The 15,009-nt window shown below is 32.2% G+C and carries 15 protein-coding genes; 10 read left to right on the top strand and 5 right to left on the bottom strand.

Annotation, left to right across the window (positions count from 1 at the left end):
• Positions 1-24: 24 nt before the first annotated feature.
• On the bottom strand, positions 25-2,400 hold the full coding sequence (locus SM9_RS09285) for a carboxypeptidase regulatory-like domain-containing protein (RefSeq protein ID WP_058739870.1): 2,376 nt from the start codon (positions 2,398-2,400) through the stop codon (positions 25-27).
• 526 nt (positions 2,401-2,926) lie between these two features.
• Between SM9_RS09285 and cobS the strand changes: the two genes are divergently transcribed.
• Positions 2,927-3,709 carry an adenosylcobinamide-GDP ribazoletransferase gene (gene cobS / locus SM9_RS09280; protein WP_058739869.1) on the top strand — a complete coding sequence of 261 codons (783 nt, stop codon included), beginning with the start codon at positions 2,927-2,929 and terminating at the stop codon, positions 3,707-3,709.
• A 12-nt stretch (positions 3,710-3,721) separates the two neighbouring features.
• Positions 3,722-4,261, top strand: coding sequence for a tRNA (cytidine(56)-2'-O)-methyltransferase (locus SM9_RS09275; RefSeq protein ID WP_058739868.1), 540 nt, complete (start codon positions 3,722-3,724; stop codon positions 4,259-4,261).
• Here the strand turns inward: SM9_RS09275 and SM9_RS09270 are convergent.
• Positions 4,258-5,352 carry a DUF763 domain-containing protein gene (locus SM9_RS09270; protein ID WP_058739867.1) on the bottom strand — a complete coding sequence of 365 codons (1,095 nt, stop codon included), beginning with the start codon at positions 5,350-5,352 and terminating at the stop codon, positions 4,258-4,260. The genes SM9_RS09275 and SM9_RS09270 overlap by 4 nt on opposite strands.
• Positions 5,353-5,495: 143 nt before the next feature.
• On the opposite strand from SM9_RS09270, the gene SM9_RS09265 reads away from it, so the two are divergent.
• Positions 5,496-6,230, top strand: coding sequence for a peptidylprolyl isomerase (locus SM9_RS09265; RefSeq protein ID WP_058739866.1), 735 nt, complete (start codon positions 5,496-5,498; stop codon positions 6,228-6,230).
• Positions 6,231-6,257: 27 nt separating this feature from the next.
• Here the strand turns inward: SM9_RS09265 and SM9_RS09260 are convergent, their stop codons facing one another.
• Positions 6,258-6,749 carry a fumarate hydratase C-terminal domain-containing protein gene (locus SM9_RS09260; protein ID WP_058739865.1) on the bottom strand — a complete coding sequence of 164 codons (492 nt, stop codon included), beginning with the start codon at positions 6,747-6,749 and terminating at the stop codon, positions 6,258-6,260.
• Between the two features lie 138 nt (positions 6,750-6,887).
• On the opposite strand from SM9_RS09260, the gene SM9_RS09255 reads away from it, so the two are divergent.
• The 6 genes from SM9_RS09255 to SM9_RS09230 are packed head-to-tail and all read left to right on the top strand — an operon-like array spanning position 6,888 to position 11,474.
• Positions 6,888-7,151 (top strand): 4Fe-4S dicluster domain-containing protein, encoded by a 264-nt coding sequence (locus tag SM9_RS09255; protein WP_083495894.1) that lies wholly within the window; start codon positions 6,888-6,890, stop codon positions 7,149-7,151.
• Positions 7,152-7,159: 8 nt separating this feature from the next.
• Entirely contained in the window at positions 7,160-8,290 is a 1,131-nt protein-coding gene (locus tag SM9_RS09250) for a 2-oxoacid:acceptor oxidoreductase subunit alpha (protein ID WP_058739864.1), read from the top strand.
• Positions 8,291-9,148 carry a 2-oxoacid:ferredoxin oxidoreductase subunit beta gene (locus tag SM9_RS09245; protein WP_058739863.1) on the top strand — a complete coding sequence of 286 codons (858 nt, stop codon included), beginning with the start codon at positions 8,291-8,293 and terminating at the stop codon, positions 9,146-9,148.
• On the top strand, positions 9,148-9,693 hold the full coding sequence (locus SM9_RS09240; protein ID WP_058739862.1) for a 2-oxoacid:ferredoxin oxidoreductase subunit gamma: 546 nt from the start codon (positions 9,148-9,150) through the stop codon (positions 9,691-9,693). The genes SM9_RS09245 and SM9_RS09240 overlap by 1 nt, the downstream gene beginning before the upstream one ends.
• Positions 9,694-9,705: 12 nt before the next feature.
• The gene (gene sucC, locus SM9_RS09235; RefSeq protein ID WP_058739861.1) at positions 9,706-10,821 is read left to right on the top strand and encodes an ADP-forming succinate--CoA ligase subunit beta; all 1,116 of its coding nucleotides are present in this window, start codon (positions 9,706-9,708) and stop codon (positions 10,819-10,821) included.
• Positions 10,818-11,474 carry a flavodoxin family protein gene (locus tag SM9_RS09230; protein WP_058739860.1) on the top strand — a complete coding sequence of 219 codons (657 nt, stop codon included), beginning with the start codon at positions 10,818-10,820 and terminating at the stop codon, positions 11,472-11,474. Before sucC ends, SM9_RS09230 begins: the two co-directional genes overlap by 4 nt.
• An 88-nt stretch (positions 11,475-11,562) precedes the next feature.
• Here the strand turns inward: SM9_RS09230 and SM9_RS09225 are convergent, their stop codons facing one another.
• Both SM9_RS09225 and SM9_RS09220 read right to left on the bottom strand, forming a co-directional pair.
• Positions 11,563-12,288, bottom strand: a complete 726-nt coding sequence (locus SM9_RS09225; RefSeq protein ID WP_058739859.1) for a DUF4012 domain-containing protein — start codon at positions 12,286-12,288, stop codon at positions 11,563-11,565.
• A gap of 325 nt (positions 12,289-12,613) precedes the next feature.
• Complete coding sequence (locus SM9_RS09220; protein WP_058739858.1) at positions 12,614-13,927, bottom strand: IS4 family transposase; 1,314 nt, start codon at positions 13,925-13,927, stop codon at positions 12,614-12,616.
• An 806-nt stretch (positions 13,928-14,733) separates the two neighbouring features.
• Here SM9_RS09220 and SM9_RS09210 point away from each other — a divergent pair.
• Positions 14,734-14,991, top strand: coding sequence for a hypothetical protein (locus SM9_RS09210; RefSeq protein WP_058739857.1), 258 nt, complete (start codon positions 14,734-14,736; stop codon positions 14,989-14,991).
• Positions 14,992-15,009 lie beyond the last annotated feature (18 nt).

The raw sequence follows: 15,009 nt of genomic DNA, 5'->3' as shown, positions 1-15,009 counted from the left end.
GAATAATCATCCCGCCACTAATTTTTATTCTGTTACAGTAATGGTATTTGCAATGTTTTGGCCATTATAACTTGAGGTTATAATGTATTCTCCTTTTTGTAGGTTAATGTTTAATTTTGCAATACCTTGGCTGTCAGTAACTCTGTTGTATGTTACTCCATTGATATTGAAGTTAACAGTTTTATTTGCTAATGGATTGCCTTGTCCGTCAACTAATTTAGCTCCGAATGCTTTTGTTTCACTAGTTGATTTTACAAGATCAGTAGCAGTTAAAATAGATAGGACTTCTATATTGTTGGAAACTTTACAATCTTTATATTCTGCAGTGATTACATAGTTACCTGGCATTAGATTAATGTTTAATTTAGCCTGGCCAGATGCATTGGTTTGGCGGGTGTAAAATACACCGTTAATGTTGAATGTTACAGTTTCGCCAGCACCAACTGCTTTTCCATCTTTACCTAATATTGTAACAACATACTGTGATTCGTTTTTATAGTATTTCACTAAATCGCTTGATTGGATATAAGACAATACTGTAATATTATTTGAATGTTTTTCACCGGTAACAGGATTGGTTGCAGTGATGATATATTCACCAGCTCCTAGGTTAATGTTCAATTTAGCGGTACCATTTTCATTAACTTTTCTTTCATACATTACACCATTAATGTTGAAAGTAACTGTTGTATCTTTAGGCAATGCTTTTCCTTGTTCGTCAAAGAAAGTAGCGTAGTATTGTGTGTCGTTTTTAAACATTTTGACTATGTCATTACCATCAATGGATGTTAAAACAGTAATATTATTTTCTACAGTATTTGTGAAGTAATCTCCTTTAGCAGTATATGATGCAGAAACAGTATAATTTCCTGATTCTAAATTAATTGCTAGGGATGCTGTACCATTGTTGTCGGTTGTTCTGTTGTAGCTTTGGCCGTTAATGAGTATAGTTATAGTTTCATTAGCCAATGGATTACCTTCATAATCAGTTAAATTAACAATGTATTTAGAACCATCTTTATAGCGCATTATAACATTATCTGCAGTAATATTCGCTCTAGGTACTATGATGAGTTTAGCGGTATCATTTATAGCTTTATTATAATTTCTGTTGCCTAAATAAGTAACAGTTACGTTGTAAGTTCCTGGAACAAAAATATAATTGAATGTTACTTGTGTATTATCTTTAAGTATCTTTGAAAGGGCATCTGCAATTCCACTTGTGTTAATTGAAGTATTGCCTATGCTTGTTCCATTTAATAGGCTGGATATGTCGATAGTTCCGTTAGTTAAGTTACCTAAGTCTATGCTGGTTCCGTTTAATAGACTACTTAAGTCTATACTTGTTCCGTTAAACAGGCTGGATGTATCAATACTGGTTCCATTAAATAAACTTGATATGTCTATGCTGGTTCCGTTAAATAGACTGCCTAAGTCTATGCTGGTTCCATTTATTAGACTTGATGTATCAATATCAATACTTGCACCTAATACATCAGTGCTGTCGGATGTTGAATTTCTGTTTATTATGCTGGATATGTCGATTGTGGTTCCGTTTAATAGGCTACCTAAGTCTATGCTTGTTCCGTTGAATAAGCTTGAAATGTTTAAACTGGTTCCGTTGAATAAACTGGAAATGTTTAAACTGGTTCCGTTAGTTAAGTTACCTAAGTTTATGCTTGATCCGTTAAATAAGCTTGATATGTTGATGCCGGTTCCGTTAAATAGGCTTGAAATATTAAATGTACCATTACTATTGCTGAATATTCCAATTAACTCTCCTAAATTGAAATCAGCAGCACCTTTTCCTTCATCAATTTCAACATATTTGCTTAGACTATCATTTTCCCAGAAGATAGTTACAATAACTCCTCCAGCAATACGTTTTCCTTTATTGTCAGTTACATTGAATGGAATAGTTACTGCTTCTCCGGTTTTTACGGTGACATTTTCAACGCTAACAATCGGAGTAACTTTTGTAATATTTAAAATAGTGTCTTCTATAATAATTTGATCATTTTCGGTTTGGTAAACACCTTCAACATGGTATGTACCTACTTCATAGGTACTTGCAGGAATGATGTATGATCCTTTTCCTTCACTGTTGAGTGTAATGTTATTTACATTTTTTCCATCTATTGCTAGGAGTACGACACTTCCATTATAATCTTTTGAAGTATCGGTATCTGCGATGGAAACTTCAATGGTTGCATTTTCATTGTATGGTGTAGCATTTGTGCTTACGGTTAATTCAATATTGTTGGTGTTATTGGATAATAAATCTGCTTCGCTAATAGCTTTCAATTCAAGATCTGATGTGTCTGATAATACTGCATCATTTGTATTGTTGATGTCTGCAGCACTTGCAGCACTAATTGCAAGACATGAAACTAAAAGCATTAAGCAGATTAATAAACTTTTATTGAGTTTCGTAATTAAGCCCCCTATTTATTTTATTGTTTGTAATCATCTATCCGTTTGAATTTTGATTGCATATAAGCTAAATTATATACAGATAATATATTATGGAATGATGACATATAACTTTTACTAAAAATAATTATTTTTATTGAGTATTTTTTAATCATTCTCTATTAATTGTGGATTATTTTAAAAATTTATTGTTTTTACTTACATAAACTATAAAATAAGAAATATATTTAAAACTGTTTCATATAATTTCGGATTAAAAATGAAGATTTTTTATTATTGATTAGAAAATTTAAATCAAAATTGGTTTGCGGGGTGTGATAATTAATATTCTTTTTCAAGTTTTTTGTTGTATGTTGTGTTTGCTTTTTTGGCTGTTTCTTAACTGGGAGTAAATGTAATATATAAAGTATGACATATCATATTAAATATTAAAGATTATTTTTTAATTTTAATTAACTTATAATTTTACTTAAATTATTATTGGGGATAGTTAATGGAAGATGATGATTATTTTACAGAAGAAGGATTTTCACCCATCAAATCTCTTTTGGGGCTATTGACTTTTTCGACAATACTCCCGATTAATGTTTTCACATCAATTGAATATATGACACGTTTAACATGGTGCTGGCCATTTTTACATTTGATTATTGGTATTTTGGCTGCAGTTTGTGGATTTGTCTGTGGTGAAATTCTGCATTTAAATACATTTTTAACTTCAGCCTTAGTTTATGCATTTTTAATGTTAATAACGGGTTATAATCATCTTGATGGTGTAATGGATATGGCTGATGGTGTCATGGTTCATGGAACTCCAGAAAAAAAGATTAGTGTTGTTAAGGACTCATCAGTGGGTGCTGGTGGAATAGCGACATTATTTATAGTAGCTTCAATTACAATTGCAGGAATTTGCAATGTTTTGGATTATAAGTTCTTCATGGGAATAATCATTTGTGAAATGGTGGCTAAAAACTCACTTTTAACAACTGCCTTAACATCAAAGCCTTTAACTCCGGGAATTGGAAGCTATTTCATATCTTCAACAAACTCATTTAACTATGCATTGTCAACTATAATTGTGGCAATTATCGCATTCTTGTTGGGTGGAATTGTTGGTTTAATTGGACTTTTGGGAGCTATAATTTCTGGATTTTTAATATCTCAAATTGCCCGAAGAAACTTTGGTGTTGCAAATGGTGATGTATTGGGAATGAGTAATGAAGTCGGGAGATTAATGGCTTTACTGTTCATGTCAATAGCTTTATATTTTTTATAATTTGGTGATAAAATGAATGTTAATGTTTTAAGATTGGATCATAGATTAAAAAGGGATACTCGTATCACAACTCATGTATGTTTAACTGCCCGTGCATTTGGTGCAAGCAAAATTTATCTTGCAGGCGAAGAGGACAATAAACTTATGGATAATGTAAGAGATACTTCCAAGAGATTTGGGGGTAATTTTGAAATAGAACATACTGATTCTTATATGGGTGTAATCAATAACTGGAAAAAGGAAGGTGGAAAAGTAGTTCACTTGACAATGTACGGCTCACAGGCTCATGAAGTAGCACCTGAAATCAGGGAAGATGGCAGTGATATTTTAATTATTGTTGGGGGTTCTAAAGTCCCTGGAAAAGTCTATAAGGCTGCTGACTGGAATGTGTCAGTTACAACACAGCCCCACTCTGAAGTGTCTTCTCTAGCAGTATTCCAGCATTTATTGATGGATGGTAAAGAGTTTGATTTGGAATTTGAAAATCCTGTATTGGAAGTAATTCCAACGGCTCATGGTAAAAATGTAAATATTCATGATGAAAACCGTTAAGAGATAAAATCATCCAGTCTTTTAATGGCTTTCAATTTTTCATCTTTTTTTATTCTTGCCTGGTCAAGGGCATCTTTTATCGTTTGAATTGAATTGTCATAAACCTCTTTATCTACTGGATATGGAAAACCATCTTTTCCTCCGTGGGTGAAACTGTATTTTACAGGATCTTTCCAGCTTGCAGGCTCTCCATAAACCAAATCCGATATCAGTGCAAGGGCTCTTATTTTTTTAGGACCAATTCCCTGAAGCAAAATCAATTCTTCATAATTTTCAGGCTGTATTTCCCAGGCATTCTTTAGAACTTCAAATTCCTTATCTGATATGTCCATGTCTAGGACAGGATGGTGTTCAGGCATTGTAAAATCCTCCAAAAGCATTTGATTATCTTTTCTTTTGAAGTACTGCCTTAAATGGTCAGGATTATCATTAATCAAATCAACACTAATTTTTTGTGCGGATTTGCTTTGCTTGTCAGTCATGTTTAGTGTTTGCGGTGTTTTCATGTCACATGATATTCCGCTATGGGGATCCATCAGCAAATCATCAACTTCCTCCCCCATCCAGTGATAGCGGCGGGCATACTTGTTATCTGTATTCATTCCCTGTTGTATCACTGCCCAGTCTCCTTTTTCAGTTACAAAGAAATTGTGCTGATATAATGTATAGCCGTCCTGAATGCATGAATTATCTATTTTTGCAGATAGTTTGCTGGTTTCAATTAATTTTTCAGTTGTTTTTGTTTTCAAGTTGAATATTTCTCCTGCATGTGCAATTCCATCGGGGGTTTTTCTAGATTTTGCACCTTTTCCTCCACTTAGATATATTCCATGCTCTTCGGGAGATAATGATTCTTTTAGAGCACCCATTGTGGTGGTGGTTGTTCCGGAGGAATGCCAGTCAAAGCCTAAAACACAGGAGAATGCTTGAAACCAGTATGGATTGGATATTCTTCTAATAAATTCATTTAAGCTATATTCTTCAATAATGACTGATGTCAATGCTCCGGATAACTCAACCATTCTTGAAAATAGCCATCTTGGCGGATGCCCTCCATGTAGTGGTAAATTGACTGCTCCTCGTCTTTGCATAATAATATTTTATTTTTTATTTATTTATAAAAATATTGTGAGAGCATTTGATAAGTTTTTCAAAACAAAACTTTAATAAGTAGTATAAATATAGTTATTAATGTTATAATGTTTATTAATTATTTATAGGAGCGTTATTATTTATGGCAATTAAAGACGGCGACTTTGTTCGTGTAAATTTTACTGGTAAAATAAAAGAAAATGATGAAGTATTTGATACTACTTATGATGAAATAGCTCAAGAAGCTGAAATTTTTGATGAAAACAAAACTTACAAACCAATCCCAATTGTAGTTGGAGGAAACCACTTATTACCTGCTATTGAAAAAGAAATTGTTGGTCTTGAAGCAGGAGAACGTAAAACTGTTGAAGTAGACAGCGACAATGGATTCGGTCCACGTGACCCTAAAGCAATACAATTAATCCCTATGAAAGAATTCAAAAAACAAGGCATGACTCCATATCCAGGTATGAGAATTCAGGCTGAAGGTGGGGAAGGTAGAATCTTAACCGTTAACGGCGGAAGAGTAAAAGTTGATTTCAACCACCCATTAGCAGGAAAAGACTTAATTTATGATGTTGAAGTAACTGAAATCATCGAAGACAACGAAGAAAAAATCAAAAGTATGATTGAGTTACACTATTCCAATCCTAATGTGGACTTAGAAAAAACTGAAATCTCCATTGAAGATGGTGTTGTAGACATTCAATTAGATGAAATGGCTAAATTCGATCAACAATCCTACATGGACATTACATTCGCAAGATTCAGAATAGCTAAAGACATCTGGGAAAACATTGAAGAAGTTACTAAAGTAAACTTCGTAGATGCTTTCGAAAAAAGAGAAGAATCTGATGATGAAGAAGATGAAGAATAATCTTTCTTCTTAATTTTTTACTTTTTTTTAAATACTTTTACCATTGCTTACTGCAACAATTCCGGGAATATTATCTACTTTTAACCTATAAAAAGCTTCCATTCCTTCATTTTCAAATAGAATGCATTCCTTTTCAATAACTTTGCTAGTCAATAATGCAGCTACTGGTGGTGTTATAACAAAAATAGAATTATTTTCCTTTAATGATTTGATTGTTTCCTCATGAAGCATTCCCTTTCCAATATGTATTTTCACTCCATTTTTACTTAAAAACGGAATCGTTGATTCGATTTCCTCTTTGTTACTTGTTGTTGGAGCTATTCCTGCATTGCTGACTGCAGTATGCATTATGGCGGACCCTTCTATATTAAAATTTAGTTTGTCTTGTATGATTAATTCAACAAGTTGGGGCAGTGCGGCGTCACGGCCAGTGTACATAATGCCTGAAATGGAAATCTGGTCGCCAACATCAAGAGAAAGTATTTCTTCTTCACTGACAGGTGTAGTAATTTTTTTCATAATTTCTTTTATGGTTTTTAATTTATTTTAAAATTTCTTATTTCATTTAAATATTAAAATTTCAATAAGTTATTTAAAGGTTTGAACACAAATATATTATACATTATAATTTAATGATTTGTTTAGGAGATTGTAAATTTGATTATAATTAATGAGGATTTATGTAAAGGTTGTCACCTTTGCTTATTTATGTGTTATAAAAACGTATATGCAATATCTTCAGAAGCAAATAAGAAGGGAGTACTACTTCCTTATGTAAATTTTGAAGATAGATGTACTAGCTGTGGAGTTTGTGAAGTAATATGTCCTGATCAAGCTATTACAGTTGATATTAATAAAAATTGGTGGGTTGGAAAAGAAGATAATTCATTCAATCCTAAATTTTCAAACGGGAAGAAATAGGTGTTAAAATGTCAGAAGAATTTTTTATTCAAGGAAATGAGGCTTGTGCAAAAGGTGCACTAAAAGCAGGTTGTAGATTTTTTGCAGGTTATCCTATTACTCCATCCACTGAAGTTGCAGAAACCTTATCTCGTGAACTTCCGAAAGTAGGGGGATCATTTGTTCAAATGGAAGATGAAATAGCATCAGCCGGAGCAATTATTGGTGGTTCCTGGGGTGGAACTAAATCAATGACTGCAACATCAGGTCCGGGTTTATCTTTAATGCAGGAAAACATCGGATATGCATTCATTTCTGAAACTCCTATTGTCATTGTTGATGTTCAAAGAGGTTCACCTTCAACCGGTCAGCCAACCATGGCCGCACAGGGTGATATGATGCAGGCCCGCTGGGGTTCTCATGGAGACTATGAACCGATTGCGTTATCACCTTCCAGTGTTCAGGAATTCTTTGATTTTACAATTAAAGCATTTAACCTGGCTGAACAGTATAGAACTCCTGTGTTTGTAATGGCTGATGAAATCATTGGGCACATGAGAGAAAAGATAACTGTTGAAGATGATATTGAAATTGTCGCAAGGCAAATGCCTGAAGATAAGGAAAACTTTTTGCCATTCAGAAATGTTGAAAATGGAACAAATCCAATGCCTGCATTCGGTGAAGGCTTTAATATCCACGTAACTGGATTAACTCACGATGAAAGAGGTTATCCTGATACTAATGATCCTGAAACTCATGATGCTTTAGTTCAAAGGTTATGTGATAAGGTATTGAATAACAGGGATAAAATCTGTTCAGTACAATCCAAATACTGTGAAGATGCAGACTTTGTTATTGTATCCTATGGTGCTCCAGTAAGGTCCGCTTCAGAAGCTGTTGAAAAAGCAAGAGCAGAAGGCAAAAAAGTAGGTTATGTCAAATTGGATACTCCATGGCCTTTCCCAGAAGAACAGGTAAAAGAATTGACTAAAAATGCATCTAAAGTCATGGTCGTTGAATTGAACTTAGGTCAAATGTTTTATGAAGTCGACCGCGTATTGAGAAGAGATGCTGATGTTTATCTTATGGGTCAAGTTGGCGGTTTGATGCCTACTCCAGATGAAATATTATCTAAAATAAATGAAATAGGGGGAAATTAAATGTCTAAAGAAAATAAATTTACTCCATATATGAGAGAAGACAGATTGCCTCACATATTCTGTCCGGGATGTGGAAATGGAACTATCATGAATGCTTTCCTTCAAGGTATGGAAAAAGCAGAAATGGACTTTGATAATATTGCAATGGTTTCAGGTATCGGATGTTCATCAAGAATTCCGGGTTATATGAATTGTGATTCATTGCACACTACTCACGGTAGAGCTTTAAGCTTTGCAACCGGTTTGAAAACTGCCAATAAGGATTTGGATGTTGTTGTATTCACTGGTGATGGTGACTGTGCATCTATTGGAGGTAATCATTTAATCCATGCCGCAAGAAGAAACATTAATTTAACCGTAATATGTATTAACAATAATATTTATGGTATGACTGGGGGTCAAATCAGCCCTACTTCTCCTAAAGGTAGTTTCGGAACTACTGCACCATATGGAAATATGGATACTCCATTCAATTTGGCTGAACTTGTAGCTGCTGCAGGTGCTACCTACTCTGCAAGATGGACTACAATTCAAATTGAAAGTTTGGTTACAGCTATTAAGGACGGTTTAAAAAATCCTGGTTTTTCATTCATTGAAGTTGTAACTCAATGTCCAACTTATTATGGTCGTAAAAATAAACTTAGAACTCCAACAGCTATGGCTGTAACTTTAAAAATGAATACTGTATTCAAATCCTCTGCTGATAGGATGAGGAAAAAAGACTTGGAAGGAAAAATAGTTGTTGGTGAATTTGCTAATTCCCAAAGAGAGGAGTTTACACAAAATATTGAAAGAATCAGTGAAGAGAAATTTGGTAAAAAAACTTTAATCAATTCAGCATATGAAGAGGAATTATAATGAGAACTGAAATAAGAATAGGTGGATTTGGAGGTCAGGGAGTAATTCTTGCAGGAATTATTTTGGGTAAGGCTGCAAGTATCTTTGATGAAAATGAAGCTGTTCAAACTCAATCTTATGGTCCTGAAGCTCGTGGAGGAGCTTCAAAATGTGAAGTCGTTGTCAGTGATGATGAAATCGATTATCCAAAAGTACAAAGTCCAGATATATTGGTAGCAATGTCTAATGAGGCTTTAATCAAATATATTGTTGATTTAAAGGATGACGGTACTTTAATTGTTGATCCAGGCACCACTGATGTGGAAGATGTACGTGATTTCATAGACCAACATAACATTAAAGTTTATGAGGCTCCCGCAACAAAAACAGCAAATGACGAAATCGGCCTTAAAATCGTTGCTAATATTGTTATGGTGGGAGCAATTACAAAAATTACAGGTATTATATCTGAAAATGCTGCTGTTGAAGCAATTAAAGATAGTGTTCCCGCAGGAACCGAAGAAAAAAATATTAAGGCTTTTGAGGCAGGATATAATTTAGTTTAATTAGGTGTTAAAATGAAGTTTTTCGAAAATGTAGCAAAAAAGGTATTCAATAAGGAAGGAATTAAAATTCTTGAAGGACATGTAGCATACTCTCCCGAAGAAGCTGTAGCAATATGCTCAGAAATGGGAGTACCAGTTGTGTTAAAGGCACAGGTTTTAACTGGTGGTAGAGGTAAAGCTGGTGGTGTAAAATTTGCAGATAATCCTGGTGAAGCTTTAAAAGTTGCTGATGAAATTTTAGGAATGGAAATAAAAGGCGAAAAAGTAAAGCATTTATTAATTGAAGAAAAAGCTGATATTCAACAGGAATATTTCTTAAGTATCTCAATAGACCGGTCTGAAAGAAGACCACTTATTATGGTAAGTAAGGAGGGTGGAGTTGAAATTGAAAATCTTGCAAAAACAAATCCTGAAAAAATCATTAAATATTATCCACAGCCTTTAATTGATTTCTTGCCATATGAAGCTCGTGAAATTGCACGTAAAATGGAAGTTCCTTCTGAATTGATAGGTCCTATGGGTGACGTAATTTGGAAACTATATAATGTCTTTGACAAATATGACTGTGAAATTGCTGAAATCAATCCGTTAGTATTGACTCCTGATGGCTTAATCGCTGCTGATGCTAAATTGGAAGTTGAAAATGATGCTTTATACAGACATCAGGATTTAGTTAACATGTTGCATTATAAGAAAAAAGCAGTTGACTTCGTTAAATTGGATGGAGACATTGCTGTAATTGGTAATGGTGCAGGTTTAACACTAACTGCTATGGACATGATTAAGCTTAATGGTGGAGAACCGGCAACCTTTTTAGATATCGGTGGTGGAGCTTCCGAACATGTTATTAATCAGGCATTAAATATTGTATTAAATTATGATCCTGTTAAAGTGGTATTCTTAAATGTTTTAGGTGGTATTACCAAAGCGGATGATGTTGCACGCGGTGTCATCAATGCATTAAAACAAGCAGATAGGGAAGTGCATATAGTTATCAGATTAACAGGAACTAATGAAGAAGAAGGCCAAAAACTTCTTGAGGAAGCAGGAATTCCATACGAAATTTCAATGGAAAATGCTGCTAAAAAGGCAGTTGATTTGTGCAATGAACTAAAGGCTAAAGAATGAAATTTTTTGCTATAAACGGCAGTCCTAGAAAAACTTTTAATACAGCACAATTACTGGATAAATCCTTAGAAGGAATTAAATCTATTCTTCCAGAGGCCGAAGTTGAAAGAATAGATTTATATGATATTCCGTTTAATGGTTGCAAAAGTTGTTTTGCTTGTAAAAGAATAAATGGTCGTCATTATGGACGTTGTGTCTATAATGATGATTTTAAACCTATATTAAATGAGGTTACACAATCAGATGGTGTAATTTTAGGCTCACCAGTTTATTTTGGTGATTTGACTGGGAATATGAGATGCTTTTTGGAAAGGTTCATGTTTCCTTTTCTAGTGTACAGTAATGTTGAAACAGTTAATCACAAAAGAATGCCTTTGGCATGTATTTATACAATGAATGTTAATGATGAAGCTTCTTATAGGATGGGCTATCATGAACTCTTTGATAAATATGAAAGTACTTTAGAAAGAATTTTTACAAAACCTGAACATCTCTATGTTCATGAAACTTATCAATTTAAAGATTATTCAAGATATGTTTCTGATATTTTTGATGAAAAAGAAAGAAGACATATTCGTGAAACTCAATTTCCTCAAGATTTACAATTCGCATTTGAAATTGGTCAAAATATTGCAAAAAAAGCATGCGACTAATTTTTTAATTAATCCATCACATATATAAATTTTATAAAAAAGTTTTTAAAATAAAAAAGTTCTTTAAAGAAATTATTCTTTAAAGACATCAATTCGCTAAATTTTCAAATCCTTTTGTGGCAAGCATTCTTGTAAATGATCCTTCTGGGGTCATTATAATATTACCTTTAGAATATTGGTCTAAAGCAGTTTGAACCATTGTATTTTTCTTAGTAGGATCTTTAGCTGCTTCTGCAAGTGCTTTAACAAGAACCATTACTGCATCTCCTCTAGACATGTTTCCTTGAACATTGCCGTTACCCGGATATCCGTTATATGCATCGTTTTCACGAATAATATCTTCTGCACTTAGGTTAGTTTCAACACCATCCACTTTAAGTGGACTAATAGACTTAATGATTGCATCTATTCCATCAGTATAAACAATAACTACTGCATCAGCATGCATTTTTGTATTATATTCCACAATTTCACTAGCATACTTCATACCTGGTTTCACACCATCCCAAAGACAGTCGTGTAGAAGCATTCTTCCACCAACCCCTGTTCCCGCAGGTTCTGATTGTGAAGGGTGTGTCATACCTCCTGGATATATTGGTGTATAATTAGCAATAGTACCATTTTCTAAATGAACCATAAATGCCATATCTACTGCACCATTTGGTTGTTCTCCTTTATCTGATGCTAAAACAAGTACATTTTTGCTTTCTTCAGTTAAACTTGGTCCAACAAATAATGCGCCAGCAATTATTGTTAGTAGACCTATAAGGATAACAATAAGGATAGCTATAATTAGTTTTTTAGTTCTCTTCATTTAATTCACATTCCTATAGTTTAATGAATTAATTGATTAATTTAATAATGAGTAAAATATTTTTACTAATAATACTATTTAGATTAAATTATATAAATCTTTTTTTAATAAAACCTTAATTCTATTTTTTTGTAAAATAAAAAATTAATTAAATGCTTAAAAATTGTATTTCATTATCAGTTTCTTAATATAATGCGGTGATCTTTGTAAAATTTTAATTTTAACATTCATTCAACTTTTGATATAAATTGATTAATTATCATATATCTTATTAAAAAATTTTCAATGCCGTCAACCTAATTTTTAATTTCATATTTTTTTCCTTTTATGTTGGTCTGTAGTTCAGATTGAATTTTCTCTGTTTTTTAGGGTTTCTTTTTGTTGTCTGTTTTTTCGTGGATTTGTTTGGGGATTTCGTGCAGGAAATTATCAGATTTTTTGTGTAAGTTCGTATTATTTCTGGTGTTGGGTTTAAAATCATTATAGGCAAATATTTTTTTAATTTTCGAATTAAGTGTGCTTGATTTACCTTGAAGAGTCCAAGTTTTCCTTTTTGTCGTTGCGTTCTGTTTATTAGTAGGTTGAAGTAGTTTTCGTAATGTTGAAAGACGTTATATTTTAGGAATTTTGAATATATGTCTTGTTCTATTGTTATTCTTTTTTTGCCGCTGTAATTTTCGATGTTTAGTCTGTTTTTCATTGTATTGTAGTTGGTTTCGATTCCCCAGCGTAAATTATAGAGTTCTTTAAAATCTTCGATTTGGAACTCTTTATTGAAAATGTTTGTTAATAATGTTTCTGTTTTTCCATTATCTAGTTCAATGGTTAGTATTCTTAGATTTAGATGTTCTTCTTTTCCATATTCTTCTTTTAATGAGGGGTTGTGGAATTTTTTTATTCTGTCTTTGGTTAGTTTGATTTTGATTTCGGAGTCGTTTTCTTTAATTGTGTACCGTTCGTCTATGTAGCTTTTATCCTTTAATCTGACTATAAAATAACTATTTATGGACATTATGTGTGCGTATAGTTCCATGGCATTGTATCCTCTGTCAAATATGAAAATTGATTTTTCTGGGATTATTAAGTCTTGAATGTTGTCAAGATTTTGGTGCATGAGTGGTAATTCTGCTTGTTTGTAGTTTCCTATGATTCCATCGAGTATAAATCCGTTTAATAAGTCCATTATTGATGAAAATTTGGCTATTGCAGGTTTTCTGTATTTTGGTGTGTCTTTGATTCCAAAATCTCTTCGCACTTCTTCAAAATCAGGAATTTCAAAATCAGATCCGTCACCACCATACAAACGAAAACCTTTGTATTCCTTAAAAAAGTGATTATTTCTATTATAACCAATTAAACGTAAATATTCTTTACTTATTTCTTTAAATACTAGTGGATTTATGAATACTCTTTGTTTGGATAGTGCTTGTCTTGTTATTGTTTCTAGATTGTTGGTGAAATCATCTTCGATGAAATCTTCAAGATCTGCTTGATTGGAAGTGCCTTTGTTTACGCAAAAGAAAGTCACATAATCTTTGAATGAAAATTTACTATCTCTTGTAAATCTTTTTTCATCAATTACAAAGAATGATGCTGGTTTTACAATATTATCAATTGCTGATTTAAAATAAGAAAACATGAAGCATCACAACACCATACTGGGATGAAAAAACATTAAAAATACTGTTTATTTCATTTTTTAAACATTTTACAGCAACTTTCAAAAATTCTATTTTTTCGCAAAAAATAGAAAGATTAATTAATTTGTTACCCCAATATAGTATTGAGGGTTTGTTATTTTCTCGCATAATATATAATATACCCTCAATCCTTAATAAAACTATCCATAGTGCTTCAATACTGTTTTTAAAATCAAATTACTATACTATAAATTAACAAATTCATGAATATCACTCGATTGAAAATCAACATGATTACATGATAGTACGAGCAAAATAAAAGGCCCTTTGATTAAATCGGATTTTAATAGTAAAGTTTAAATAATAATGGAGCATAAATATTCATTTAAATGAAGTATACTAGTTAAAAACAAACTTATTTTAAAAATAAAAAAAAATAAACACCATATAAAGACAATAAATTAATAATATATTAATAATAACTAAAATAAGACAAATTAGAAAAAATTAGGTTGACGGCATTGAAAAAATTTTATAAATTTTATAATAATATATTATATAAAAAATAAGTGGTTCATGCATCCTCATGAAGTTGAATTCAGGATTAGAAACTTATTAATGGAAAGTAATTATAAAATGGCTGAAAGTATTTTGATAGAACTTAAAAATTCAAATACTATAATTGTAAAGGTCATTTGAATGTTATTTTATAGAAATATAAATGTGATATGGACAAGTTCAATATGATGAAATATTTGAAATAATTAATAAATAATGAACTATATATTATATAAGAGGTGAAATAATGCTTATTAATATTGGTGCAGAATTTGGCACACATTTGGAATCAAATGATATAGCTAATGAATTAATTGATATTTTAAATAAAATACCTGAAAAAGAATTTATTTTAGATTTTAAAGATGTTATTTTTGTTACTATGAATTTTGCTCAGGCATATTACATTGGAAAATCAGAGTCATCTAAAAAAATTTCAGAAATTAATTTTTCCGATAGCATCAAGGTTACGATGGGTGCTGCTGATGAGGCAGTTAATCCTTAATTTTTTTAAAATAGATGT

The sequence above is a fragment of the Methanobrevibacter millerae genome, from assembly GCF_001477655.1.
GTDB classification, from domain to species: Archaea; Methanobacteriota; Methanobacteria; order Methanobacteriales; family Methanobacteriaceae; genus Methanocatella; species Methanocatella millerae_A.
Note: the sequence above shows the minus strand (reverse complement) of the source record. Positions and strands in the feature narration are given on the sequence as shown.

Coding starts and splice junctions, on each gene's coding strand:
- SM9_RS09285 (WP_058739870.1), bottom strand. CDS start 2,400: ATGCTTTTAGTTTCATGTCTTGCAATTAGTGCTGCAAGTGCTGCAGAC.
- cobS (WP_058739869.1), top strand. CDS start 2,927: ATGGAAGATGATGATTATTTTACAGAAGAAGGATTTTCACCCATCAAA.
- SM9_RS09275 (WP_058739868.1), top strand. CDS start 3,722: ATGAATGTTAATGTTTTAAGATTGGATCATAGATTAAAAAGGGATACT.
- SM9_RS09270 (WP_058739867.1), bottom strand. CDS start 5,352: ATGCAAAGACGAGGAGCAGTCAATTTACCACTACATGGAGGGCATCCG.
- SM9_RS09265 (WP_058739866.1), top strand. CDS start 5,496: ATGGCAATTAAAGACGGCGACTTTGTTCGTGTAAATTTTACTGGTAAA.
- SM9_RS09260 (WP_058739865.1), bottom strand. CDS start 6,749: ATGAAAAAAATTACTACACCTGTCAGTGAAGAAGAAATACTTTCTCTT.
- SM9_RS09250 (WP_058739864.1), top strand. CDS start 7,160: ATGTCAGAAGAATTTTTTATTCAAGGAAATGAGGCTTGTGCAAAAGGT.
- SM9_RS09245 (WP_058739863.1), top strand. CDS start 8,291: ATGTCTAAAGAAAATAAATTTACTCCATATATGAGAGAAGACAGATTG.
- SM9_RS09240 (WP_058739862.1), top strand. CDS start 9,148: ATGAGAACTGAAATAAGAATAGGTGGATTTGGAGGTCAGGGAGTAATT.
- sucC (WP_058739861.1), top strand. CDS start 9,706: ATGAAGTTTTTCGAAAATGTAGCAAAAAAGGTATTCAATAAGGAAGGA.
- SM9_RS09230 (WP_058739860.1), top strand. CDS start 10,818: ATGAAATTTTTTGCTATAAACGGCAGTCCTAGAAAAACTTTTAATACA.
- SM9_RS09225 (WP_058739859.1), bottom strand. CDS start 12,288: ATGAAGAGAACTAAAAAACTAATTATAGCTATCCTTATTGTTATCCTT.
- SM9_RS09220 (WP_058739858.1), bottom strand. CDS start 13,927: ATGTTTTCTTATTTTAAATCAGCAATTGATAATATTGTAAAACCAGCA.
- SM9_RS09210 (WP_058739857.1), top strand. CDS start 14,734: ATGCTTATTAATATTGGTGCAGAATTTGGCACACATTTGGAATCAAAT.